This window comes from Mediterraneibacter flintii, assembly GCF_055387595.1.
This window is the reverse complement of record NZ_AP031405.1, coordinates 3,624,288-3,650,521: the sequence shown is the minus strand read 5'-3', so window position 1 is coordinate 3,650,521 and position 26,234 is coordinate 3,624,288. Positions and strand designations below refer to the sequence as shown.

Annotated in this window: 15 protein-coding genes; 11 read left to right on the top strand and 4 right to left on the bottom strand. The window is 41.2% G+C overall.

Annotated features, from left to right (window positions below; genetic code table 11):
• Positions 1 to 596: 596 nt before the first annotated feature.
• The 9 genes from ACZ5C4_RS17330 to dgoD all read left to right on the top strand — a co-directional run bounded on the left by ACZ5C4_RS17330 (position 597) and on the right by dgoD (position 14,472).
• Positions 597 to 3,542: a P-loop NTPase family protein gene (locus ACZ5C4_RS17330; RefSeq protein WP_464522075.1), complete on the top strand. Its 2,946-nt coding sequence runs from the start codon at positions 597 to 599 to the stop codon at positions 3,540 to 3,542.
• Between the two features lie 566 nt (positions 3,543 to 4,108).
• On the top strand, positions 4,109 to 5,377 hold the full coding sequence (locus tag ACZ5C4_RS17325; protein WP_464522074.1) for an ABC transporter substrate-binding protein: 1,269 nt from the start codon (positions 4,109 to 4,111) through the stop codon (positions 5,375 to 5,377).
• Between the two features lie 88 nt (positions 5,378 to 5,465).
• Positions 5,466 to 6,386 (top strand): carbohydrate ABC transporter permease, encoded by a 921-nt coding sequence (locus tag ACZ5C4_RS17320; protein ID WP_464522073.1) that lies wholly within the window; start codon positions 5,466 to 5,468, stop codon positions 6,384 to 6,386.
• Positions 6,376 to 7,245: a carbohydrate ABC transporter permease gene (locus ACZ5C4_RS17315; protein WP_464522072.1), complete on the top strand. Its 870-nt coding sequence runs from the start codon at positions 6,376 to 6,378 to the stop codon at positions 7,243 to 7,245. Before ACZ5C4_RS17320 ends, ACZ5C4_RS17315 begins: the two co-directional genes overlap by 11 nt.
• Before the next feature lie 48 nt (positions 7,246 to 7,293).
• Positions 7,294 to 8,817, top strand: a complete 1,524-nt coding sequence (locus tag ACZ5C4_RS17310; RefSeq protein ID WP_464522071.1) for a DUF5605 domain-containing protein — start codon at positions 7,294 to 7,296, stop codon at positions 8,815 to 8,817.
• 20 nt (positions 8,818 to 8,837) lie between these two features.
• Positions 8,838 to 11,651, top strand: a complete 2,814-nt coding sequence (locus tag ACZ5C4_RS17305; RefSeq protein WP_464522070.1) for an alpha-L-rhamnosidase — start codon at positions 8,838 to 8,840, stop codon at positions 11,649 to 11,651.
• A gap of 37 nt (positions 11,652 to 11,688) precedes the next feature.
• On the top strand, positions 11,689 to 12,636 hold the full coding sequence (locus ACZ5C4_RS17300; RefSeq protein ID WP_464522069.1) for a sugar kinase: 948 nt from the start codon (positions 11,689 to 11,691) through the stop codon (positions 12,634 to 12,636).
• 43 nt (positions 12,637 to 12,679) lie between these two features.
• A complete protein-coding gene (locus ACZ5C4_RS17295; protein ID WP_464522068.1) occupies positions 12,680 to 13,327 on the top strand; it encodes a bifunctional 4-hydroxy-2-oxoglutarate aldolase/2-dehydro-3-deoxy-phosphogluconate aldolase in 648 nt (215 codons plus the stop codon).
• Complete coding sequence (dgoD, locus tag ACZ5C4_RS17290; protein ID WP_464522067.1) at positions 13,324 to 14,472, top strand: galactonate dehydratase; 1,149 nt, start codon at positions 13,324 to 13,326, stop codon at positions 14,470 to 14,472. Before ACZ5C4_RS17295 ends, dgoD begins: the two co-directional genes overlap by 4 nt.
• A gap of 11 nt (positions 14,473 to 14,483) precedes the next feature.
• On the opposite strand, the gene ACZ5C4_RS17285 is transcribed toward dgoD, so the two are convergent.
• Positions 14,484 to 16,058: a response regulator transcription factor gene (locus ACZ5C4_RS17285; protein ID WP_464522066.1), complete on the bottom strand. Its 1,575-nt coding sequence runs from the start codon at positions 16,056 to 16,058 to the stop codon at positions 14,484 to 14,486.
• On the bottom strand, positions 16,036 to 17,808 hold the full coding sequence (locus ACZ5C4_RS17280; RefSeq protein ID WP_464522065.1) for a sensor histidine kinase: 1,773 nt from the start codon (positions 17,806 to 17,808) through the stop codon (positions 16,036 to 16,038). The genes ACZ5C4_RS17285 and ACZ5C4_RS17280 overlap by 23 nt, the downstream gene beginning before the upstream one ends.
• Before the next feature lie 171 nt (positions 17,809 to 17,979).
• On the opposite strand from ACZ5C4_RS17280, the gene glgB reads away from it, so the two are divergent.
• Complete coding sequence (gene glgB, locus ACZ5C4_RS17275; RefSeq protein WP_464522064.1) at positions 17,980 to 19,905, top strand: 1,4-alpha-glucan branching protein GlgB; 1,926 nt, start codon at positions 17,980 to 17,982, stop codon at positions 19,903 to 19,905.
• Positions 19,906 to 20,508: 603 nt separating this feature from the next.
• Here glgB and rpoN read toward each other — a convergent pair.
• Positions 20,509 to 21,834, bottom strand: coding sequence for an RNA polymerase factor sigma-54 (gene rpoN / locus ACZ5C4_RS17270; RefSeq protein WP_464522063.1), 1,326 nt, complete (start codon positions 21,832 to 21,834; stop codon positions 20,509 to 20,511).
• Between the two features lie 480 nt (positions 21,835 to 22,314).
• On the bottom strand, positions 22,315 to 23,772 hold the full coding sequence (locus ACZ5C4_RS17265) for an IS1182 family transposase (protein WP_464522062.1): 1,458 nt from the start codon (positions 23,770 to 23,772) through the stop codon (positions 22,315 to 22,317).
• A gap of 323 nt (positions 23,773 to 24,095) precedes the next feature.
• Here ACZ5C4_RS17265 and ACZ5C4_RS17260 point away from each other — a divergent pair, with 323 nt between their 5' ends.
• The gene (locus ACZ5C4_RS17260; protein WP_464522061.1) at positions 24,096 to 26,195 is read left to right on the top strand and encodes a sodium-translocating pyrophosphatase; all 2,100 of its coding nucleotides are present in this window, start codon (positions 24,096 to 24,098) and stop codon (positions 26,193 to 26,195) included.
• Positions 26,196 to 26,234 lie beyond the last annotated feature (39 nt).

The following is a 26,234-nucleotide window of genomic DNA, read 5'->3' as shown; positions in this document are numbered from 1 at the left end:
TCGGAGAAGTAAGAATCTGGATAAAGTTTAGATTTCACATTTGCAGATATATTGGAAAATAATACCACATATAACAGAATTTCTGAAGATGTGTAAAGAAACATCAGACAGAATATTATTTCATAAATAAGAGTGAATAGTTATAGAAGTAATAATTTAATAGCCGGCTGGAATATTTAGATAGTGGTACTGCAGCAGGTGAACAATTATAGGAAGAATAACTTAACGGACTCTTTAAAATATGTGATAGTACCAATGCTGACGAGACAGGAAAGCAAAGGATTTTAGTTATAAAAAGATATTATTGAAGGAGGGTAGGTTTAGTAAGCTGGTCTTAATAAATCGACCAATTAATCAATAACAAACGGTAAGGGTCTTACAGGAACAATGAAAATTACGATGGTTCCTCCGATATATTATAGAAAGATAATGAAAAAATTAAATAAATATTAAAATGCATCTTCAATGTCAATTGAGGATGCATTTTTTTGACATTACGGAAGTCGTATGTTAAACTAGTGAGAGAATTATCGCATAGTGAAATTAGACAGATATGGCAGAGAGAAAGAATATAAATATTTAATGAGGTGAGCGCAGTGGACAAGTATGAATATAAGTTAAAGACAGAACAAATGCTTGAACTTATGGAAGACGGTGCATATAATAAAGCGGCTGAAATCGCGGATACAGTTGACTGGAAGAGAGTGCGGAATGTGACTATGCTGACAAATGTCAGTGACATATATGAGAAAAACAGAGAGTACCAGAAAAGTTATGATGTACTGAATATCGCCTATCACCGCGCTGAGGGGAGCCGAAAGGTGATTTACCGTCTGTGTACACTTGCACTAAAAACGGGGAATGTAGATGAGGCAATCGATTACTATGATGATTTTATGCAGATAGCACCGAAAGATCCAAATCAGCATATTCTTAGATACCAGATTCTGCGCGCACAGAGAGCGCCTGTTGAACAGCAGATCGAATCTTTGGAAGAGTTTAAGAAAGCAGAGTATATAGAAGAGTGGGCATATGAGCTGGCAAAGCTGTACCAGGAAGCCGGAATGACAGCAGAATGTCTGGAAGAGTGTGATGATTTAATTTTGTGGTTCAGTGAAGGGCAGTATGTGTATAAAGCAATGGAACTGAAAATGCAATATAAGCCGCTGACCCCATCACAGCAGGAAAAGTATGATCACAGATATGAAAAGCTGTCTTCCGAGACGGAGGAGATGCCTGATATTATAGAATACAGTGAGAAAAAAAAGGAAAAAGAAGAGCAGGATACGGAGGAAACAGAAGAACCTGAAGAAACAGTAGAGAATGTAGAAGATAATTCTGTTTCTAAAGCGGCGAAGGAAACCAAAGCAGAGGAAGCAGTCAAAAAAAATAAGATAGGAAGTACGATGCGCCTGGACGAGGCGCTGCAAAAGCTGCTTCATCCGTCAGAGGAGGAAAAGGATAAAGCGCAGGAAGAGGAAAATGAGATGGCAGGATTGGAAGATGCCATTGATGAGATAGAATCTGTAGTAGATTTGAATATTGTAAATGAAATTGCAGAAGAAAAAGAGGCAGTACAGGAGAAAAAGGCAAAAGTTGTCACTGTTTCAGGTGCAGTTACAGAGCTTACTGTAGATGATTCAGAACAATTGGAAGACGACGAGCTGATAGAGGACGAGGCAGAAGAGAGTATGGATGACAATGTAGTGATTGCTGATGCGGGAAATAAGAAAGAAGAAACTGTGGAAGAACAGGTAGAAGAGGTTGATGAGCAGGTAGAGGGGCAGATGAGCTTTGAAGACATTTTTGCGGACTGGGAAAGTCAGACCAAAGGTGCATCTGTACAGGAAAAGCCGGCTAAAACGGAAAAAGAAGCTGACTTAGCTGCACAGAAGCCAAAGAAGCCGGCAGAGCCGATTCTTCCGCCGGATATTCAACGTATGATTGATGAGATAGAGGGGGTTATTCCGCCAGAGGAACCAAAGTCGGCACCTGTCACACAGGAAGAAGAGGAGCTTCCGCATGAGAATATGGGTAGATTGGCGGAGGAACTTCGAGTCGATGATGAGACAGAAGAATTTGAAGACTTCGATGATGTACTCGATGAGGAAGAGTATGAAGAGGAGGAGTCTGTTGAAGAGAATATGCCAAAGATTTCAGAGGAAGCAGAATTGATAGAAGATGATTCCGAAGAATGGCTGGAAGAGGATGACTCAGAAGAATTTCTGGATGAAGAGGAAGAAGAGATACTTTATGATGATTTAGAAGAAGACATTGCAGAAGAGGAACTTTTGGACGATTCTGAGGAAGAAGAGGCAGATACTGCATTTGCTGCGGGCAGCGGTGCAGAGGATGATATTCTGGACGAAGATGATGAGATTATAGAAGACGACGAAGACTTTCTTGAAGATGAGGGAGAGGAAGTCTGGGAAGAGGATGCGGAAGAATTATCAGAAGACGAGGCTTTGGAGGAAGATGGATTCGAAGAAGTAACAGAGGAAAGAGAGAAAATCGATTTGGAAGAAGAATTCCGCCCGAATCCGAAACACAGTATGGAGCCGGACGACAGGGAAATTCCAGATGATGACGATGATGGAATGGATATTCTGTCTGCGACAACGCCGTTGAGCAGAAAAGAAACGGCGAAGATGATTGCGACAGGAAAGACAGCTCCGCTTCCACTGGATGAAATATCAGATGCTTTGTCAATGTCAGATACAGGCTTTGTTGTACATGGACGTTATGATTTGAAAACACAGAGTGGAATTGGTACACGTGCAGGTCTGACAGAAGAGCAGAAGAAGCTATTCTCTTATTTCGTGCCGGTACGCGGTATGAGCGAACAGCTTGTGGATGTTCTTGAACAGGACAGAAACTGTACAAACCGAGAAGGAACTTCCAGAACGGGTAATCTGCTGATTATCGGAAACAAAGGAAATGGAAAGACTGTTCTGGCAGTAGACGTCGTGAAAGCAATTCAAAAGCAGAGAAATATCCGTCAAGGAAAGGTTGCGATTGTAACAGGTGATTCTCTGAATAAAAAGAAGATTAGTGATATTTTTAATAAACTGTACGGCGGAGCGCTTATTATCGAAAAAGCCGGCAAAATGAATGAGAAAACAGTCGCAAGATTGAATAAGGCTATGGAGCGTGACACAGGAGAGCTGCTTATCGTATTGGAGGAACAGCGCAAACCACTAGACAGACTACTCTCTTCTAACAGAGAATTCAGACGGAAATTCACCAGCCGTCTGGAAGTACCGATTTTCATCAATGATGAACTTGTTACATTTGGTCAGACATATGCACAGGAGAATGGCTACCGGATTGATGAGATGGGAATTTTAGCGCTTTACAGCAGAATTGATTCTTTACAGAGAGAGGATCATGCTGTTACAGTTGCGGAAGTGAAGGAAGTTATGGATGAGGCGATTCAACATTCCCAGAAAGCTTCTGCAAAGAAGCTTGTAAAAAGAGTATTTGGAAGAAATACGGATGATGCGGATAGGATTCTGCTGTCAGAGAAGGATTTTAATATTTAAAAGCGAGGCTGTTTGGCAAGTCTGCAGACAGAAATAGTGAGGCTTGCCGCTTCAGATATAAAGAAAGAACGAAGAGATGATATGCTCTTTTCCGGACAGACAAGTGAAAGAATGAACTTGCTGTCTGGAAAGGAGCATTTTTTATATAATAGGAAATTTATCGAAATTTCCTATTATATAAAAAGCCCTCCGGGCGGGATGCGCACGCCGCAATAAGGAAATTTTACCGCTTTGTGATATTGCGGCGGCGCGCAAAGTGGACAAGCCCCTCGAGTGAGAAGCAGGGGTGTTGAAGTGGGCTTGCCCACTTTGTTCTCGCATAGGGAGATGCAACTCCTATACAATAAAGCCTTTTAGAAGTATGAAACGACAGTAAAATATCGGATATTCCATCAGCATGGGTATAAGTATATGGCATAATATCGTTTTGCAGGGCTCCTAAATGAAAAATATAGAAAAGTTATATATTATTATAGAATATTGTATTAAAAAATAATAAAAATGTCTAATATAATATATTCATAATCAAGAGCGCTCGGAAAAAGATATAAAAATGAGGAGGAAATATGATGAAAAAGAGACTATTTGCCGCATTATTGGCAGGCTTGATGGTTGTTTCTATGGCAGGATGCGGATCATCAGACAAGGAAAGTAAAAAGGATTCAAATGGAAAACAGGATTTGGTTATTATGATTACAAATCCAGGTGAAGTAAATGAAGCTGTAGAAAAAAAGCTGATCGATCAATTGGGTGACAAGTATAATATCGTCACGAAAACGTGGAATTCAGCAAATGTGGAACAGACAGTAAAAACAGCTGCTGCGGCAAATGAACAGATTGACTTGGTTCAATATTGGCCGAATCAGATGAACAGCTTTACTTCCGTAGACCTGGCAACAGATCTGACGGAATATATGGACGACGAATGGGCAGCTACATTTAACGAAGGAATGTTGGACATAGGAACATATGATGGAAAACTATATAATGTACCGTATAAGACAGTATATCCTGCAATGGTCGTAGACTATGAAGTGACACGTGCGGCAGGAATTGATGACAGTGAGATTAAAGAGCAGATGACATGGGACGAGTTCCTTGACTTCTGTAGAAGGATTGAGGAAAATACAGATGCTTCCGGAGCAGGAGTAGAGGCAGCATATGCATGTTGGCTTGTAAGAAATGCAGAAATGCAAATTTGGGATACGGATGAGGAACTAGATGCATGGAATGCTGGAGAAGTTTCCTTCAAAGATCCGAAGATTATCGAAGCGATGGACATGGTAAAAGCCGTGTTTGACGAAGGGCTTTTCTATCCGGGAGAAGGCGCACTTGCTGTCACACAGGACCAGTTATACGGAGCAATGTCTTCCCATAAAGTTGGATTTTCTTTCTTCCCGACAACAGCCATTAAAGTAGCGCTGGACAATTCTGGTATTACAGATTATTTAATTTGTGATTATCCGGCGATGGGAGATAATCCCACCAATCCGTTGCTTGGCGGATGTGATGGATACTTTATTCCAACTTGCGCGAAGAATGTGGATGGCGCTGTAGAAGCAATGAAATTCCTCACCAGCGAGGAGATCAATACATTCCGTGCAGAGGGAGGACAGGTTCCAACAGCCAAGATAGCAGAAGGAGCAGAGATTGATGAGGAACTGATGACTGCGATTTCCAGATGTACAGACCAGATTTATCCGACAGAGATCATCAATGTCAGTGCAGAGTTGTCCGATTACTTGCAAAATCAGATGCCGGCAAATTATATTTATAATGGAGAAGCTGCTTTAGATGAATTAGAAGCACTCAGAGAGGCGGCAGTAAGTAATTAATAATAAAACAGGACCTTGATTTGTCACTGCCTCGAAACGCATGTTTTGAGGCAGTAACTATGTTAAGTGATAAAAAGGAGGAGTTAAATTGACAGGCAGAAAAGTGGATGTAGGACGGGCGGGAATATCTACCACACGAAAACTACAGCTTATTGGCGGGCTGTTTAGTCTGCCCGCTTTGGCAATGGTTATGTTTGCTACAATTATTCCGGTAGTATGGAATATTGTATTGAGTTTTAATGAATGGAACGGCGTGACAGACATGCAGTTTACTGGTTTTTCCAATTATAAGGCACTGTTTGCGGACGCCGCCAGTATGAAAGCGATAGGGTACTCCCTGGTAATTGCTTTAATAGCGACAGTTGTTTCTATGGCATTTGGAATTATTACATCCCTTCTGATTTATAAAGTAACTAGAGTGGAAGGGGCAATATATCGTTTTGTATTTTACAGTCCGGTTATGCTTCCTCTTTCAGTTGTAGGGTTACTGTTTACTCTTGTACTTGCAACAGACGAAGGATTACTGAACAATATGCTCGCGGCGATCGGACTGGGAAATCTGCAGCAGGCATGGCTAGCGCAAAAGGGACTTGTGCTGGTTGTGATTGGCATTGTCCAGGGGTGGAGAAGCAGCGGTACTGTTATGATGCTGGTATACACAGGGCTAATCGGACTGCCTACGGACCTGTTTGAATCTTCTAAGTTGGATGGCGCTACATATAAGCAGGAAATACGTTATATTATCCTGCCTCTGTTAAGGCCTACCATTCAGCTTGCGCTATCTATGTGTGTCATGAGCGCGTTTAAGACGTATGATATTGTATTTGCAATGACAGGAGGAGGACCCGGAGATATTTCCAAGACGGCGCCTCTCAAGATTATCGAACAGGCGTTTATGTTCAATAAATATGGACTTGCATCGGCTAACAGTGTATTTTATGCGCTGATCGTTGTTATAATCCTATTTATTTTAAGAAAAGGAATAGGAGGCGAAAAATATGAATACTAAGACCGCAGTTATGGAGCAGACGCACCAGAAGAAGATTTCTGTTTTTGCAATTATATGCCGGGTTATTTTGATTGCCATGGTCGTAGTCTGGATATTCCCGATCTTGTTCTCACTGTTGACATCTTTTAAAACACTGGATGAATTTTTTGCAAATATATGGGCGCTACCGAAACAGATTGGAATTGATAATTTTATAAAGGCATTTTCGCAAGGGCATATCGGAGAATATTTTATGAATAGTATTATCATTGCAGCCTGCTCTTTGATTTCGATTGAAATCATCTCTACGATGGCTGCGTATTCTCTCTCACGTCTGCGTATTCCCTGTTCAGGAGCGATTATTATGGCATGCTTTGTGATTCAGCTTCTTCCGACAGAAACGATTATCATACCTTTGTACAAAATGATGTCCAGCATGGGAATACTGGGGGTAAAATATCTACCGATTATTCTGGCGTATGTAGGATGGTCTATTCCAGGAACGACAGTTATCCTAAAAAATTTTTTTGATACGATTCCGAAAGAGTTATTGGAGGCGGCTCGTATTGACGGCTCTGGTGAAATAAGAAATTTATTTAAGATTGTACTGCCGTTAATGAAAGGTGCTCTGGCTACCTGTATTGTTATGAACTTTACGTTTGTATGGGGAGAACTCATGTGGGCAAATACAGCGACTCTTACCACGACAGAAGGGTTGCCTCTGACGGTAGGACTTATGAATTTCAAGGGAGAGTTTGGAACAGACTGGCCGCTATTATGCGCGGCGATTTGTATGATCATTATTCCTCTGTATGTTGTATTTCTTTTCTTGCAAAAATATTTCGTTTCTTCCCTTACAGCAGGTAGTGTAAAAGGCTAATAAAATAAATGATATATACAAAAATTTGAAAGAATGAGGCTTGAAAAAATGGAATATACAAAACAAATAGAAAAATGGGATATGATAGAGGTGAGTGTAAAAGGACCTTCATGTGGAAACCCTTTCAGAGATTATAATTTAAAAGGAGAGTTTTGCAATAAAAATGAAACTGTAACAGTTGAAGGGTTTTATGATGGGGAAGGCGTGTATAAAATCCGATTTATGCCTTCTTTTGAGGGAGAGTATCATTTTAAACTGACTGGGAATTTTCCGGCTGCTAATGGCGAGGGAGATTTTTTAGTAACAGAAGCAAAAGAAGGTAATCATGGTATAGTGCGCGTGGCAAATCGATATCATTTTGCATATGAAGACGGCACACCTTATTATCCTATTGGAACTACATGTTATGTCTGGGAACTTCAGACAGATGACCTGATAGACGAAACTTTGAAAAGTTTGGAAAAAGCACGGTTTAATAAAATCAGGTTTTGTATTTTCCCCAAACACTACGCATATAATCTCGGTGAACCACGTTCTTATCCATTTGAAGGAAAACCCATAGATAGCAATATTTTGACAAAAGAGAATTTTAGCCAGTATACAGGAAAAACAGAAGGGAATCATTGGGATTTCACGCGTTTTAACCCGAAACATTTTCAACATATTGAAAAATGTATTTTAAAACTGCAAAAGTTAGGAATTGAAGCAGATATTATTGTAATGCATCCATATGATCGATGGGGATTTTCTAATATGACAAAAGAGCAGGATGATTTTTATTGGAAGTATGTAATTGCCAGATTTTCTGCATTTCGTAATGTATGGTGGTCTTTGGCGAATGAATATGATTTGCTGAGGAAAAAAAACGTAGAGGACTGGGAACGTTATGCAAAAATGATTTGTTTAAAGGATCCATATAATCATTTACGCTCTATCCATAACTGTCAACCGTTTTATGACTATAAGCGTCCATGGGTAACACACTGCAGTATTCAACGGCAAGAACTGTATCAAACTGCAGAGTATACGGATAAATGGAGGATGGAATTCGGAAAACCGATAGTACTGGATGAAATATGTTATGAAGGAAATATTCCGTTTTCCTGGGGAAATATTACAGGGGAAGAAATGGTGAGACGTTTTTGGGAAGCGATATGTCGCGGTGGATATCCGGGACACGGTGAGACCTATATAAATTTAAATGACAAATTGTGGTGGTCGCATGGTGGGAAATTGTTGGGAGAAAGCTGGAAACGTTTCGGTTTTCTTATAGATATTTTACAAGAGACACCAGGACTTGGGCTAGCTCCTTATGAAAAACGGTTGGACTATGTTTGCGCTGTTCCAGAGGAAGAGTGGAGAAATGAAGTGAAAAGTTATTATCTGATGTATTTTAGCTTTATGCAGCCATTATCCAGAGAGTTTTACTTTGACGATGAGACAGAATTTGAAATAGAAGTTATAGATACATGGAATATGACTATAGAAAAACAAGGAATTAAAAAAGGAAAATTCAGCGTACAAATGCCGGGAAGACCATATATAGCGGTGCGTCTGAAAGCTATAAAATAAAAATTGTAAGGAGACTGTCTATGAAAATTTATAATTTGCGAATCAACCATATTATGAATCCTTTAGGATACTGGTATAAGACGCTGACCGCTTCTTATTTAACAGAGAATGAGGAAGGACAGTATCAGGAAAGTGCCCGGATTCAGGTATCAAAAGATTTGGAATTTACGAATATTGTTTTTGATACTGGAAGGAGCCAGGAGGTATCTGGTATAGGGACCCGCCTGGACGTAAAGTTACGTCCCTGTACGCGGTATTACTGGAAAGTGCAGGTGTGGGATGAGAGGGGAAACACAGAAGAAAGTGATGTGGCATGGTTTGAGACTGGATTGATGGATGTTCCTTTCCAGGGAATCAGTATCTCTCCTTGTTTTGAGGAGAGTGTGCAGCCTGTTTATCGGAAAAGTTTCCATTTGGAAAAACGTCCAGAACATTCCAGACTGTATATTGCCTGCCTGGGAGTATATGAGGTCATTTTGAATGGAGAGCGTGTAGGAGATGAAATGCTTGCACCAGGATTTACGGTATATGAAAAGTATGTACAATATCAGACTTATGATATTTCCAGATATTTAAAAGCGGGTGAAAACAGTATAGAAGTCAGCGCTGGAAACGGCTGGTATAAAGGGATGTATGGATACCGCCAGAATGATACATACAGATTTGGAAAACAGTTTGAACTGGTGGCAGACTTATATGCAGATGGAACATGTATTTTATCTTCTGATACGACATGGACAGCGAAGAAGAGCCAGATACTGGAGACAGATATGTATGACGGAGAAGTCTATGACACTACGTTTGACAATACACAAGAGTATCCAGTGAAAAAAGGGCTGCTGGACAAAGCGGTATTAAAGGAGCGTCTCGGTGTTCCTGTAAAAGTTATGGAAATAGTAAAACCAAAAGCGATTCTGCATACGCCGGCGGGAGAGACTGTGATTGATATGGGACAGAATATGACCGGATATGTCAGCTTTATATGTCGGGAACCGCGCGGGACAAAGGTGCTGCTCGAACATGGGGAGGTATTACAGAACCAGTGCTTTTATAACCAGAATTATAGGACTGCAAAGGCGCGTTATGTATATATTTCAGATGGTACACAAAGGCGTGTTCATGCAAAATTATGCTTCTTCGGTTTTCAGTATATCAGGGTGAGTGGAATAAAAGATGTGCGTCTGGAAGATTTTGAAGGGCATGTACTCTACAGTGATTTGTCGATGACAGGAAGCTTAGAAACAGGACACAAACTTTTGAACCAGTTGATGAAAAATATTTTATGGAGCCAAAAGGGGAATTTTTTGGATATTCCGACTGACTGTCCGCAAAGAGACGAGAAAATGGGCTGGACAGGGGATGCGCAGATTTTTGCGGAAACAGCGTGCCTGAATATGGAATGTTATCCGTTCTTCAGAAAATATTTGCATGATATTGCGCTGGAACAGGAGGAGACAAAAGGACTGGTCCCGCAGATTGTTCCCTCTGTCGGAAGGAATGAGAGAACATCCGCAGCGTGGGGAGACGCGGCAGTCATTATTCCCTGGAAGCTGTATGAAATATATGGCGATACATCTATTCTGGAAGAACAGTATGAAAGTATGAAGGAATGGATTAGCTATATTGACAGTGAAAACAGAAGAAACGGCACAAATCCTAATCTCTGGGAAAATGGTTTCCATTATGGGGACTGGCTTGCTCTGGATGGAGGCTGTTATCATATGCCAACCGGAGGAACGGATGTATTTTATGTGTCTTCTGCTTATTTTTATTATTCTACAAGCTTACTGGCAAAGGCGGCAGAGGTACTGGGAAAATCAGAAGATGCGCGGTATTATCAGGATAAAGCAGAGGGAATACGGCAGGAAATTTTAAAGGAATATTTTACGGGAAACGGACGCCTTGCGATTGATACACAGACGGCGTATATCGTGGCGCTTGTATTTGAAATTGTAAAGGAGAAAGCGCAGAAGGAACTGATAAAGGGACAGTTCATACGCAGGATGAAAAAGGATGGAGGCAGTCTCAAAACAGGCTTTGTGGGAACCCCTTTTTTGCTGGAGGCTCTTTCTCTGTGTGACAGAAATGATATGGCATATCAGATTCTTCTGGACGAAGGGTTCCCGAGCTGGCTGTATCCGGTAAAAATGGGCGCTACGACTATGTGGGAAAGATGGGACGCTTTAAATCCGGACGGAAGTATGAGCAGTTCAGGAATGAACTCTCTGAATCACTATGCAAACGGCTCAGTAGAGGCATGGATCTATCACCATATAGCAGGGCTGCGTCCGGCCAAAGATGGAGCAGGATATAAGAGAGTCAAGATAGCGCCGATACCTGCGGCAAAGATAGGACATATAAAATATCAGTTTGAAAGTGCAAGCGGTACGTATCTGATTCAATGGAAGATAGAAAAACAGGACGATAGAGACAAATTCCAGCTTGATATAAAAATCCCATTCGGGGCAGAGGCAGAAATTACACTTCCATTTGTAGGCGGAGAAGTAAAAGAGAATGGCAGTGTTATACAGTATGAAGGAACAATTTTAAGGAAAGCGGGAAATTATTGTTATTCATATGTCTTGCAGAAAACGTTTAAAGCACACTATTCACTGGAAGACAGTGTAAAAGAGATGATAAAAAATCCGGCACTCAAAGAGTATCTTTATCAAAAAGTGCCTATGCTGGAAAAAGTGGATGGTGCGGAGATTCAGAAGATGACGTTAAAAGAAATGAGCAAGTTGCCGTTTTTCCTTGGAATTGGAACAAGGCTGGGACTTGGTGACAAGGTATTAAAGGAAATCGAGGAATATATTTCCGGAATTGAGAAATAAACATGCACGATGGGAAATGAAGGAGGAATTAAGAAGTATGCCTGAGATACTGACAGCAGGGGAAACAATGGCTGTTCTGGTGCCGGAGGGGACAGGTCCGTTGCATTATCACGACAGATACCAGTTAAAAGTAGCTGGAGCAGAAAGTAATGTGGCGATCGGAGTATGTAAGCTAGGGCACACTGCTTCTTTCCTTTCCCGTATCGGAGAGGATGAAATGGGGATTTTCATTTTACATACGCTTCGTGCGGAAGGAGTAGAGGTAAACAGAGTAAAAACGGATTCCGGCTATCATACGGGATTAATGTTAAAGGAGATAGATGAGAGAGGAACGAAGGTTTTTTATTACCGGGAAAATTCGGCCGCCAGCCATATGCAGGCAGAGGACGTACAGGAGAAAGTTTTAGAGGGAGTAAAGATTGTACATCTTACGGGTGTGACGCCTGTATTGAGTAAAAGCTGCGAGGAAACTGTGGACAAATTATTTGCACTTGCACATCAGAAAAATATTCCGGTGTCTTTTGACCCAAATATACGTAAAAAGCTATGGGGAGATAAAGACTATAGCGAACTGATTAGAAATTATACGATGCAGGCGCAGATCGTATTGATGGGGTTGGATGAGGCGGAGATTTTACTGGAAACGCGTGATAAAGACAAGATTTTTCATAGGTTATTTGCAGAAGGAAATGCAAGAGTCGCAGCTATTAAGGATGGCGCAAACGGCGCTTTTGTATCAGATGGAAAGAGTATCGAAGAAATCCTGCCGTATCCCTGCCATCCAAAGGAAACAATAGGAGCAGGGGATGGATTTAATGCCGGATTCTTATGTGGAGTTTTAGAGGAAAAACCTCTCCATATATGTGGAAAAATGGGTGCAGTATGCGGAGCGCTCGCTACAGAAGTTACGGGGGACTTTGAGGGGTACCCGACACAAGTACAGATGAAACAGATTCTAAATGGAGAGCAGGAAATATTTAGATAAAAGCAGCCGCATTTAAAGGCAATTGGGAAATAGAGGTGACAATATGTTAGAAAGAACAGATTTTAGAGAAGTTTTAAAAGCAAATCCACTTCTTGCTATTTTGCGCAACGTAGAAGATGGAAAGCTGGAACAGTATGTACAGACGGTAATGGACGGCGGCGTTTCTTTTTTTGAGGTCGCCTTAAATTCAAAAAACGCATTGGGGCAGATTCGAAAATTAAAAGAAAAGTTTCAGGGTGACATTTTGGTGGGTGCCGGAACTGTCATTACAGAGGAACTGGCGAAAAATGCGGTGGAAGCCGGGGCAGACTTTTTGCTGTCGCCTTCTACAGATATACAGGTATTGAAATACTGCAGTGAAAACCAGATTGCATTTTTGCCTGGGGCAATGACTCCTTCAGAGGTTACTACGTGTATGAGCTATGGCTATAGGGACATTAAATTATTTCCGGCGGGAGAGATGCCGATGTCTTATGTGAAAAGTCTGAAAGGTCCTTTGGACGGTACAGAATATGTGGCGATCGGAGGAGTAAACGAAGAGAATATCCAGGAATTTTTTAAGAATGGATATATCGGAGTTGGATTGGGAAGCAATATGTTGCCGAAAGGTATTGTGGAAAGAGAAGAATGGAATGTCGGCACAGAATATGTAAGGGAACTGGTGAGAAAAATAGGAGGTGTCAGATCATGAAGATAACAGAAGTGAATACGTATTTCGTCCGTCCCAGGTGGGGATTTGTTGAGATTCTGACAGACGACGGGTATACAGGCTGGGGGGAAGCGGTGCTGGAAGGACATACTGCAACAGTACTTCAATGTGTACAGGAAATGAAAGAATACCTGCTGGGGCAGCAGGCGGGTGACATTGAGAGAATCTGGACGACGCTTTACCGCGCCGGTTTCTATCGCGGCGGCGGAGTGCTGATGAGCGCTATCGCAGGAATCGATCAGGCGCTGTGGGATATTAAGGGCAAATACTTTTCAGCTCCAGTCTATGAATTGCTGGGCGGGGCGCAGAGAGATAAGATGCGTGTGTATTCCTGGATCGGAGGAGATCGTCCGTCTGATGTAGGACAGGCTGCGCTGGAGAAGAAGAACGCAGGGTTTACGGCGGTGAAAATGAACGGCACAGAGGAGCTGCAATATATTGACAGTTATGAGAAAATAGACGCTGTGCTAAACCGTGTAGGAGCTATCCGGGATGCATGTGGAAAATATTTTGGCATAGCGGTGGACTTCCACGGACGTGTGCATAAACCAATGGCAAAAATTCTTGCGAAGAAGTTAGAAGAGTTTGATCTGATGTTTATAGAAGAACCGGTACTTTGTGAAAATATGGAAGATTTTAAAGAAATCGCGGCGTCCTGCAATATCCCCATTGCGACAGGAGAGAGATTATACACAAGATGGGATTTTAAACGCCTGTTTTGCGCAGGAGGGGTGGACATTATTCAGCCAGATCTATCCCATGCAGGAGGAATTACAGAAGTCAAAAAAATAGGCGCAATGGCAGAAGCTTATGATGTAGCGCTGGCGCCCCATTGTCCGTTAGGGCCGATTGCACTTGCTTCCTGCTTAAATGTAGATGCGGTCTGCCATAATGCAGTGATACAGGAACAGAGTATGGGGATTCACTATAATGTGGGCAAGAGCGTGCTTGACTATGTGAAAAATAAAGAGGACTTCCAGTTTAAGGAGGGCTTTGTGGAACTGCCCAAGCTTCCGGGATTGGGTGTAGAAGTGGATAAGGCTCTTGTGCTGGAGGAAAATAAGAATCCACATAGCTGGAAAAATCCGGTCTGGCATCATGCAGATGGTTCAATTGCAGAATGGTAAGTTAATCCCTCTTATGTATGTGTGTGGGGGGGGGGAGCAGAGGGCTTCCGGAAAGAACCGGCATTTTTGCCGGTGTATTTCCGGAATGTTTTTGAAAAATAGGTATAGCTGTTAAAGCCTACTTCTCCGGCAATCTCGCTGATAGATTTATTCGTGTATGTAAGCAGAGTAGTAGCTTTTTGTATTCGCAATTCAACTAAGTAGTCGGTGAAGCTTTTTCCGACTTCTTTTTTAAATTTTGCCGAAATATAATTGGGCGTCCGGTTAAACTTTTCTGCAACGGACTCTACCGTCAGAGGCTCCTTAAAATGATCGCTTAAATAGACGCAGATGTTTTGTATGATATTCGAATAGGAATCTGACGGCAGCAAGGTATTATTTTTCAAAGACCGCAGGACAAACTTAACGAATGTATGAAGGAGAGTATCAAAATGTGTATGAGAAGCCACGAGGCTTTGCTCGAACTCGAGACTGGCTTCTAATTTCGTATGCCGGATGACATAAAAATACAAACGTTTAAAAAAGGCGGCAATATCGGACGGTTTATATTGTTTCTGACGACATTCTTTTTCAAAGGCGTCAAAGACATGGGATAATTCTTCCTGGTTTACGGAGAGTATACAGGAGGTGATCTGCTCTATATAGTCTTTTTGAACTGTTTCCTGAAATTCCGGCATAGCGGTAATCTGATAATCCTGATAAAACAGGACAGAGCCGGGAACTTCATAATATGCCATATCAAGGGCTGAAACTGCCTGCGAATAGGCGCAGTGGATTTCTGAAATACTGACAGTATCTGAAATGCCTGCGGTGATCGCAATATTTTTATCTGTGAAGCTTGTGTTTAGTTGTTTTATTTTATTTCTTAATTCCGTAAAGATGGTATGAGCAATAAGCTTTGAATAATCCCCTTTTCCAAGCAGCAAAAAAGAGTGTCCATCCAAAGGAAGGGGGAGCAGGCATTTTGTCTGATCCAAAAGTTCATCTAAAGCGGAGTTGGGAAGCTCTGGTACAGGTACCTTTATATCAGAAGAATCTGCTCGTTCTACTTTTAAAACAGCAGCAAAGAGAAGATTGGTTTCTAATATAAGGTTGTATTTGTATTCTAAAAGTTTTTTAAAACGATTTGTACTGTCGAGCTTTTTACCGGCAAGGAGGGTGTTTATAAAAATTTTTTCGTATACATTGTAGTAATCATGGTTTTCCTGTCTTACATCCAGCAGAACACGGACATTTTTCATAACGAGTTCAATCAGCTTACGAGGCTTGACAGGTTTTAAAATATAGTCGTCAGCTCCCAGGCGAATAGCTCGCTGCGCATATTCAAATTCGGAATAGGCGCTTAAAAGTATATAACGGCAAGATTTATCCAGAGCCCGCACTTTTTCCAGAAGTTCGATTCCGTCCATATTGGGCATGCATATATCCGCTATGACAATATCCGGAGAGAAAACATTTATTTTCTGCAAGGCTTCCAATCCGTCTGCACATGAGCAGACGGCGTCTATTCCATATTCCTGCCAGTTAATTCCGTAGGCGATGCCTTCACGGACTTGTAGGTTGTCATCCACAATCATTAGCTTCATTGCTTTCCTCCTCAATTTTTATCTTGATTTTCACCATGCATCCCCAGTTTTTTCTGCTGTATATTGTAAGCCCGTAACCATCACCGTAAGTAAGGCGGATACGTTCACTAATATTTCGAAGCGCAAATGCGGTATGTCCTGTGCTATTTTGGATCAGTTCCATAAGTTTTTTGGAATCACAGCCGATACCATTATCCAATACTACGATTTCTAAATCTTTTGCTTTCCGGCGCATCCGGATCTTTACCTTTCCTCCCTGGCGGACATCTTTTAGTCCATGATTTACAGAATTTTCAATCAGAGGCTGAAGCAGAAGCTTTGGAATTTTACAGGCATAGAGTGACTCAGGGACATCTAAGATAAAATCAATCCGGTCTCCCATCTGACATTCCAGAAGAAAGAGATAATTTTCAATAAATTCTACCTCCTGTTTGACAGAGATAATATTTTTGTCAAATTGGAGAATATGACGGTATATATCGGCAAGAGCTTCTAGCTGTTCGCTGACTTCATAGTCCTTATTCTGATAAGCAAGCCAATGGATAGAATCAAGAGCATTGTATAGAAAATGAGGATTCATTTTAGCGAGCAGCATTTCACGTTCTGCATCTTTGGTTTTTATTGTCTGTAAATATACCTGGTTGATCAAATCGTTGATATGGGAGACCATATCTTCAAATCCGCGTTCGACATTTCCGATTTCATCATAGGCTGTTTCGTAAGATTCTTTTTCGAGCACGCCGGTTTTTACAATATTGATCCGGTGTGAGAGCCGCTGTAAGGGATTTAAAATTGTCTTATTCTGTATCATTCCATAGACGACGCCAAATACAATACAAAAGAACAAGACGCCCAAGATATAAAGAAGCTGTGTATCATAGATATCCAGTTTGTCCATTGTCTGGACGAGATACCATCCTCCGGTTTCACATCTTGCGTACAAAACCATTTGCTTGCTTGCCGCTGAGACAGAAAAATAGCCTGAACTATAGAGTCTGTCCTGGCTTTCCAGAAGATGGATAAATTGTTCTCCATCTCTTGATTCTGTTTCTTTTTCAAAAAGTATCTTGCCATCTGGTGTACAGACAAGAACATTTTGAATGGCAGTTTCTCCTTCGGCTCCGGTTGGGGCTATGGCTTCCAGGATTTGTGAAACGTCCAGATATATGCGGACTGTACCTTGTTTGTTGTAGGTCATATCCTGCAGAATCGTAGTTTCATATGTAATTTCATCTAATAGAAATGAATGAATACCTTTCTCAAAAAAGATATTTGATGCACTTTCCCATTTGGAGAGAGGCTGCGTCTGCTGTTCGTCAGATGGCGAAGCCTCAGAGAGATATTGCTCACCGCGTTGAAACAATATTTCTCCATCACGGATAACAGCGATGCAATTACAATAGTCAATTTTTTCACTGGCCGATGTCATATGTTCGGAGGCGGTACGATAGTCTATGACAGAGGCGCTACCTTCTGCGATTGCCTGTACAGAGCTGTCGTAGGCAAGAGACTGCGCCTCCTGCTCTACCATGGTATATAAATTTTCTAATTCTTTGGCAGATTTAGTAAGCTGGCTGATTTGTGCCTCATATTGGTTTTGTGCACTTAAATCAATAATGCGAAGGGCGGTGTATAAACCGAGCAAAATCATGGGAATGATAATGCATGTGATCAGCGCAATCAGCATTTTCTGGCGTATGGACAGGCGGCTGATAACATTTTTAAAATAGTGTCTTATTTTATATAACATGATTATGTCCTTTTTTGAGAAGCAGTATTTTAATAAAAACAGTATATAAGTATTACTCATATTTTATCATAAACAATCTTTAGTATCAAAGAAAAGCGCTGCTTTTCCTTTTAATTTTTCTGTATATAAAGTATAATGAGACTATATAAAAATGAGCTGTGAGGTGGGCTTATGGGAAAGAAGAAAACCAAACAAAAGAAAGTTCTTCCTTATGAAATCGGAGAGCTTGACCAGTATCTTTTTGGTCAGGGAACACATTATGAAATCTACCAAAAGATGGGCGCCCATAAGGCGGTCAGAGATGGGAAAAGCGGCGTGTATTTTGCTGTGTGGGCTCCTCATGCGAGAAGGGTTGCAGTCGTGGGTGAGTTTAATGACTGGGATTTTGAAGCAGATTATATGGAACGGCAGGAGCCAATAGGAATATATACCTGTTTTGTTCCTGAGGCGAAAGAGGGGGATTTGTACAAATATTGTATCGAAACAAAACAAGGGAAACGGATTTTCAAAGCAGATCCTTTTGCGAATTATGCAGAACTCCGTCCCGGAACAGCTTCGAGGATTACAGATATTTACAATTTAAAATGGACAGATCAGGTATGGATGGAAAGACGTAAAACGTGGGACAATAAGAAAAGTCCTATGTCTATTTATGAGGTGCATCCGGGTTCCTGGATGAGACATCCGGGAAGAGAGGATGAGGGATTTTACACATATCGGGAGTTTGCTAAGGCAATTACGAAATATGTAAAGGAAATGGGGTATACACATGTAGAGCTAATGGGAATAGCAGAGCATCCATTTGACGGCTCGTGGGGATACCAGGTAACAGGATATTACGCGCCTACATCACGGTATGGAACACCGGAAGATTTTGCATATATGATTAATTACCTGCACCGAAATAAAATTGGCGTGATTTTGGATTGGGTTCCGGCACATTTTCCAAGAGATGCACATGGGTTGGCTGATTTTGACGGCACACCGACGTTTGAATATGCGGATCCTAAAAAAGGAGAACATCCGGACTGGGGAACGAAGATTTTCGATTATGGGAAACCGGAAGTGCAGAATTTCTTAATTGCAAATGCATTGTTCTGGATTGAACATTACCATGTGGACGGTCTGCGGGTAGATGCGGTGGCTTCCATGCTGTATCTGGATTATGGCAAGCAGGACGGACAATGGATAGCAAACAAATATGGCGGCAACGAAAATTTAGAAGCAATTGCGTTCTTTAAGCATTTAAACTCGGTAGTACTCGGGAGAAACCAAGGTTGTGTTATGATCGCAGAGGAGTCTACGGCATGGCCGAAAGTGACGGGGGCTCCGGAGGATGATGGACTGGGATTTAGCCTGAAATGGAATATGGGCTGGATGCATGACTTTACAGAATATATGAAGTTGGATCCGTTGTTTCGTAAGAATGCACATCATATGATGACATTTGCTATGTCTTACGCATATAGTGAGAATTATATTCTAGTGCTTTCGCATGATGAAGTGGTGCATTTAAAATGCTCTATGATCAATAAAATGCCAGGAGAAGGCTTTGATAAATTTGCGAATCTGAAAGCGGGATATGCCTTTATGATGGGGCATCCGGGAAAGAAACTTTTATTTATGGGACAAGAATTTGCCCAGTTGCGTGAATGGAGCGAGGAAAGAGAACTGGATTGGTTCCTTCTTTCAGAGCCGTCGCATCAGCAGTTGCAGGCATGGTATCGTGATTTGCTGCACCTTTATAAGAAAAACAGGGCAATGTATGAGCAGGATACAGCTTCTGAAGGGTTTGAATGGATCAACGCAAATGATGGTTTCCGCAGTATTTTTAGTTTTGTGAGACATTCTAAGGACGGAAAGAAAAACCTTCTGTTTGTCTGTAACTTCACGCCGGTAGAAAGACCGGACTATTGTGTGGGTGTTCCGCGCAGAAAACAATATAAATTAATACTAAACAGTGATGATATAAAATATGGCGGCAAGGGAGAAGTAAGGCCGGAAATCTATAAAGCTGTAAAAAAAGAATGTGACGGCAGAAAATACTCCTTCGCATATCCATTGCCGGCATATGGAGTAGCGGTATTTGAATTTTGAATATAAATTTAAGTGACAAAAGGGACGTGTGAAAGAGATGCTTTGCATCGTTCGTCAGGGCTTCGCCGAAATTCCTCACTCACGCAAAGCATCTCTTTCACACTCACACTTTCGCCAGCTTAAGTTTATAATTCGTAACGGAAAAAATCGGCTTCACGCTGCTATGCATTTCCAATCAGAAGTAGTATAGATACTTTTAATTGGAGGGCTATAACAATGTGAAGCCGTTCTTTTTTTATGAATTTCAGTTAGGGCGCCACCTTCCTATAGACGAAGGAAAAACTTCTGATTGGGAGTCTGTAGCAGCGTGAAGTCGGTTCTTTTCTGTCTGAAATTATAAACTTAAGCTAGCGAAAGTGTAAGCGCAAGAGGGAGTGTGTTGCAAAAGTGAGGAATTTCGGCGAAGCCCTGACGAACGTTGCAATACACTCCCTCTTGCGCGAATCATTTCGTCAGCTTCCGCAGTGCCAGATCAATTTGGCATACGCTTCATTTCGCTATCGGCAGTCGCCGAATGAAAAGAAGCAGACAAACTTCTGTTTACATGCAAGCATGACACAGAGTTTGCCTGTTCTTTTCGCACTGCTTGGTGCTTCGTTAAATTTATATTACTCTTCTGTCGAAGCTTCCTTTTATTCCTAGTTCTTCTCGGTATTTAGCGATAGCTCTTCTTGAGACATGGACATTTTGCTCTGCGAGTAATTTTACAAGAGCCTGATCACTGTAGGGCCTCTTTTTATTTTCTGATTCGATAAATTCTTTAATAAACTGTTTTACCACCATAGGTGTAATGTCTGCGTTATCGTGAGAGGAGACAGATGAAGCGAACAGGTTCTTTAAAAAGAGACTTCCACCTGTATACTGCAGATATTTGCCCTTTACCGCGCGGCTTACAGTGGAGGTATGTATACCCGCGCGTTTGGCGACGTCAGACATGGTCATAGGGATGAGAGGCGCGTTGTTCTCAAAGAAATCGCGTTGTATATCCAGAATGATTTCTGCAATGGAAAGGATAGTCTGTCGTCGTTGCTCGATACTGTTCAAAATAAATTGAACGCGGCGCAGCTTTTCTTTGAAATAGGAAATGAGTTCTGTATCAGAAGAGGAGTTCATCATTTTGAGATAATAATCGTTTAATGAGTAATTCCCGACCCAGGAATCATTAAGACGTATCGTCCAATTGTCAGCTTCTTTTTCAAAGATGATGTCGGGTATAATATAGCTGTTTGTACCAGAACTAAACCCAGAAAGGGGGCGGGGATTAAGACGTGTAATAATTTCTATGTTTTTCCGCACCTCTGTTGTGGGAATATGCAAGGAACGGGAAATATTACTGATTTTCCCTTCTGCCATATCATTTAAGTGATAGAGTATCATCTGCGTTAAGACTTCACTGTTTATATCTAGTGCATCCAACTGATGAAGCAGGCTTTCCTGGAGCCCGGGTGAAAAAATACCATAAGGCTCCAGTTGCTGCAGTGTATAAAGACACTGTTTTACAAAATCAACAGAGACGCTATTTTTTTCGGCAACCTCTTTAACCGGCATAGTAAAAAAACCACTGTCATCCAAACAGCCAATCAGATAAATAAAAAGATTCCATTCCTGGTGAGAATATAGTTTCATGTCAAGCTGAGACAGCAGATACTCCTCAAGAGTATTTTCTTTTGGGGCTGAAAAATCTCGGCTACGTCGATCCTCATCATCTGTAGAGGTGTAAGCGCCTCCAGATGGTTCATAATAAGAGGTCAAAGGTTCAGAATAGCTGTTTTCTGAAGTGTCTCCATTATGTTCCATCATTGGATTCTCAAGATATTCATTTTTTAGGAGTTGATTCAGTTCAATGCTATCCATTGCGAGAATTTCCAGAGACTGTATTTGTGACTGGGATAGCTGCTGACGCTGCTGTAAGGTTAAATCTAGGCTCATAGTAAAACACCACTTTCGTATTTTATTGTTTTTTCTGTGTTGAAATACTTTCATTTAAATTGCTATACCCTAAAGGGTATAAATTATCATATCATTTTTGGAATATTTTTAAAAGGTTCAGATTTTGGAATCTGGATGGAATTAGTAGCAGTTCAGCCCACGCCATTCATAAAACCGCACTTCGTGCTTATTGTGGTTACCGCCACTGTTTTATTCATATAATAGGAAATTTCGATAAATTTCCTATTATACAAAAAGCCCTCCGGGCGGGATGCGCACGCCGCAATAAGGAAATTTTACCGCTTTGCGGTATTGCGGCGGCGCACAAAGTGGACAAGTCCCTCAAGAGTGAGGGAGGGCACTGAAAAACATAAGTTTTTCAAATTTTATTCTTAAGGACATAAGAAATCCACCAGTCTCAAATTGAGTTCTTGTGGATCTTCTGAAGTCTATATTGATTGAATGATATGCTGAATCTGATTATTTTTCGCCCATTAACTTTATAATCCTTTTCAGGTTTACTGCAAATATAGTCATTGCTCCCTGCATTTCCATGCCAATAAGACCTGACGATGACGCAACGTCATAACCATGTCTACGCTTTAATTCACTATTCTTGGCTTCTATTTTATATCGTTCTTTTGCCTTGCTTTTAAAATATTCCGTTTCCTGAAATTGTGCCTGTTCACTATGGCTGTCGCAGATAAGGGTTTCCGTATATTGTTTCGACGTTGCACCCTCTTTATAACAGCCATCCCTATACGAACATCTTTTACATTTCTCAACATCGAAAAAGTATACGACTTTTGGATTTTTACCTTCTGCCTTCCTGCTGTCTTTTGCCTTTCGTATTGCCAGATGCCCTGCTTTACATTGGTACATACCTGCATCTTTATTAAACTCAAATTCATCTGGCTTTGTACGGTTCCCTTGGGTAACAATACTGTTTAACCGGGATATAAGTTCATAATCGCCCTCTTTAGCTGCATCTATATTTTCCTTGCTTGAATACGCTTTGTCTCCAATTACGGTTTTAATTTTCATCCCCGCTTCCCGGCTTTTCCGAACCAACTCCGGTAATTCTTTTCCGTCTGTTTTTTCTCCGCTGGTAACAGTTGCTGCTGTAATGATCCGTTCTTCTGTCATGGCGATATGGGTCTTATATCCAAAGAAAGATGTATCGACTGTTTTATGACCGATTTTTGCATCTCCATCCTTTGATGTTTCCAGATGTTCCATATCATCACTGACGGATTCTCCCAACAGATTTAATTTTTCCTGCACTTTCGGATAACTGCATAATTCTTCATTTCTCTTGATAACTGAGATAAGCTGTTTACAGTATTCTAATTCTTTTTCTAAAGAATCTTCGGTGTTTTTACTGGGGAATTTATCTTTCATTGTCTCATCTATTTCATAGATGGTACGCCGCAGTTTCTTAGATTGATCCTGAAGTGCCTGTCTCGGTGTTTTTTGGTTATACCTTGATTTTGTATGAGTGGCATCCACAATAATGGATTTTGATTTTATGATTCCTTTATCCAGTGCAATCTGAACTGTTTTAGCAATCAGCATATCCAGGAGGTCCATATCTTTTAAGCGCAGCCTGCGGAACTTAGTCAATGAACTAGGGTTTATGACCTCATCTTCTGGTGCCATATCAAGAAAGTATTTAAAAGACATATCATATTTAGAACGTTCTACAACATCAACATCAGATAAATCATAAATAGATTTTAAAAGAAGGTACTTAAACATCCGGATAGGTGAAACCGCATTCCGACCATTATCAAGACAATACTTATCAATTAATTCATCATATATAAAACCAAAATCAACTAATTCTTTTATCTGTCGAAGTAGATTATCTTTAGGAACTACTAATTCATATATTTGCATGTAAGGACTTAATACAAATCTCTGTTGTTGTTCAACCATAATAAACACCGCCTATATTTGATATTTACATTATATCAAACATAAACGGTGCCATCTACTTTTTCAGTGCCCTCGATTGAGGGGCAGGGGAGTTGAAGTGGGCTTGCCCACTTTGTTATTGACGGGCGTTTAGCATATCTGCATATCAGTCGCCGGATTCTTATGCAAGCGTAAATCTGTCTCCTACTAACAGATGGCTGTTACTGAAATTAAAATTGTGCTAAGAATAAAAAAATATTTTAAAAATCTACACATTATTGTGTTAAAGTGATACAATAGACGACAAAGGTTTTTAATAAAGAGAGGAATGGAGGAGAAATTAAATGGACAATCAATTAGCACTACTGACACTATGCGGTTCCATCATTGCGCTCCTGTTCGCAGGAACCAGAGCACAAAAGGTTCTGCGTTTTCCTGAAGGAAATGATGTAATGAAGAAAATTTCAGCATCTATTCATAAAGGGGCGATGGCATATCTGAAACGACAGTATCGTATTTTGATAGCGTTCTTTGCAGGAATGTTCGTAATTCTTACAGTGATGGCAGCTCTTGGGCTTTTGACATGGTTTGTTCCGTTTGCGTTTATTACAGGGGGATTCTTTTCCGGACTATCTGGCTTCGTTGGAATGCAGATTGCAACAAGAGCAAACGCAAGAACAGCTGCGGCGTGTCAGAAAGGTTTGAACAAAGGATTAAGAGTGGCTTTTTCAGCAGGTTCGGTTATGGGATTTACAGTGGTAGGCCTGGGACTTCTGGATATATCCATCTGGTATCTTCTGCTCCGCCTTGTATTTGATCTTCCGATCGAAGATATTACAAGTACGATGCTGACATTTGGAATGGGCGCTTCCTCAATGGCACTGTTCGCTCGTGTAGGAGGGGGTATTTACACGAAGGCGGCAGATGTGGGAGCTGACCTGGTAGGGAAAGTAGAAGCGGGAATCCCAGAAGACGATCCGAGAAATCCGGCGGTTATTGCCGATAATGTAGGCGACAATGTAGGAGACGTTGCAGGAATGGGCGCGGATTTGTATGAGTCTTATGTGGGTTCTATTCTGTCTGCATGCGCGCTGGGAGTAATTGCGTTTAATAAAATAGAATCTGTAGACCGCGTTAATGCAGTAGTTATTCCAATGATTCTGGCAGCAGTCGGAGTGCTTGCGTCTATTTTAGGTTCTATGCTGGTTAAAACAGGAGAGAGCACAGATCAGAGTACACTTTTGAAGGCGCTTAGAAGAGGAACAAATACGAGTGCTGTTATTATAGCAGTTGTGGCGTTCCCGCTTGTATGGTTTATTTTAGGCAAAGATTTTATTGGATTTTACTTTGCAATTCTTGGAGGACTTCTGGCAGGAGTTCTGATTGGATTTTTTACAGAGTATTTTACATCAGACACATATAAACCAACAAAGAATCTGGCGTCTAAATCAGAGACAGGCTCCGCGACAATTATCATAGGTGGTTTAAGTCTGGGAATGTTGTCCACAGCGATTCCAATCTTGATTATTGCAATCTGTGTTATGGCGGCATATACGCTTTCAGGAGGATTCATAGAGTCTACAAGAGGGCTTTACGGAATCGCACTTGCAGCAGTTGGCATGCTGTCTACATTAGGAATTACACTTGCCACAGACGCTTATGGACCGATTGCAGACAATGCAGGCGGTATCGCGGAGATGGCAGGGTTGGATCCGGAAGTAAGAAAACGTACAGATGCATTGGATTCTCTTGGAAATACAACAGCAGCAACAGGAAAGGGATTTGCAATCGGATCGGCAGCATTGACAGCACTGGCACTGATTGCATCATATGTCGAAAAAGTGCAGGAAGTAGGCGGTGCAGGTGTAGAGCTGGATATGAGTGTAATGAATCCTGCTGTTTTGGTTGGTATCTTTATCGGTGCATGCCTTCCATTTGTATTTGCGGCTCTTACGATGTCTTCTGTGGGACGTGCGGCACAGAGTATTGTTGTAGAGGTAAGACGTCAATTCCATGAAATTACAGGGCTGATGGAAGGAAAGGCAGATGCAGATTATGAGACTTGCGTTGACATCTGTACAAAATCCAGTTTAAAAGAAATGGTTCTTCCGACAATTTTGGCGATTGTCACTCCTGTAATAACAGGTTTGATTCTTGGATATAATGGTGTGATCGGAATGTTGGCAGGTTCTACGTCTACTGGATTTTTGATGGCAGTGTTTATGTCAAATGCCGGCGGTGCCTGGGACAATGCAAAAAAATACATTGAAGGCGGCGCACACGGCGGCAAAGGGAGTGAGTGTCATAAAGCGGCTGTTGTGGGAGATACGGTTGGAGATCCGTTCAAGGATACGTCAGGGCCATCTATCAATATCCTGATTAAGCTGTTGTCAATGGTTTCCATTGTATTTGCAGCATTGGTGGTCAACTATCATATTTTTTAGTATTAAAATGTGATAAAGTTTCGTTTTGAAACAGAAATA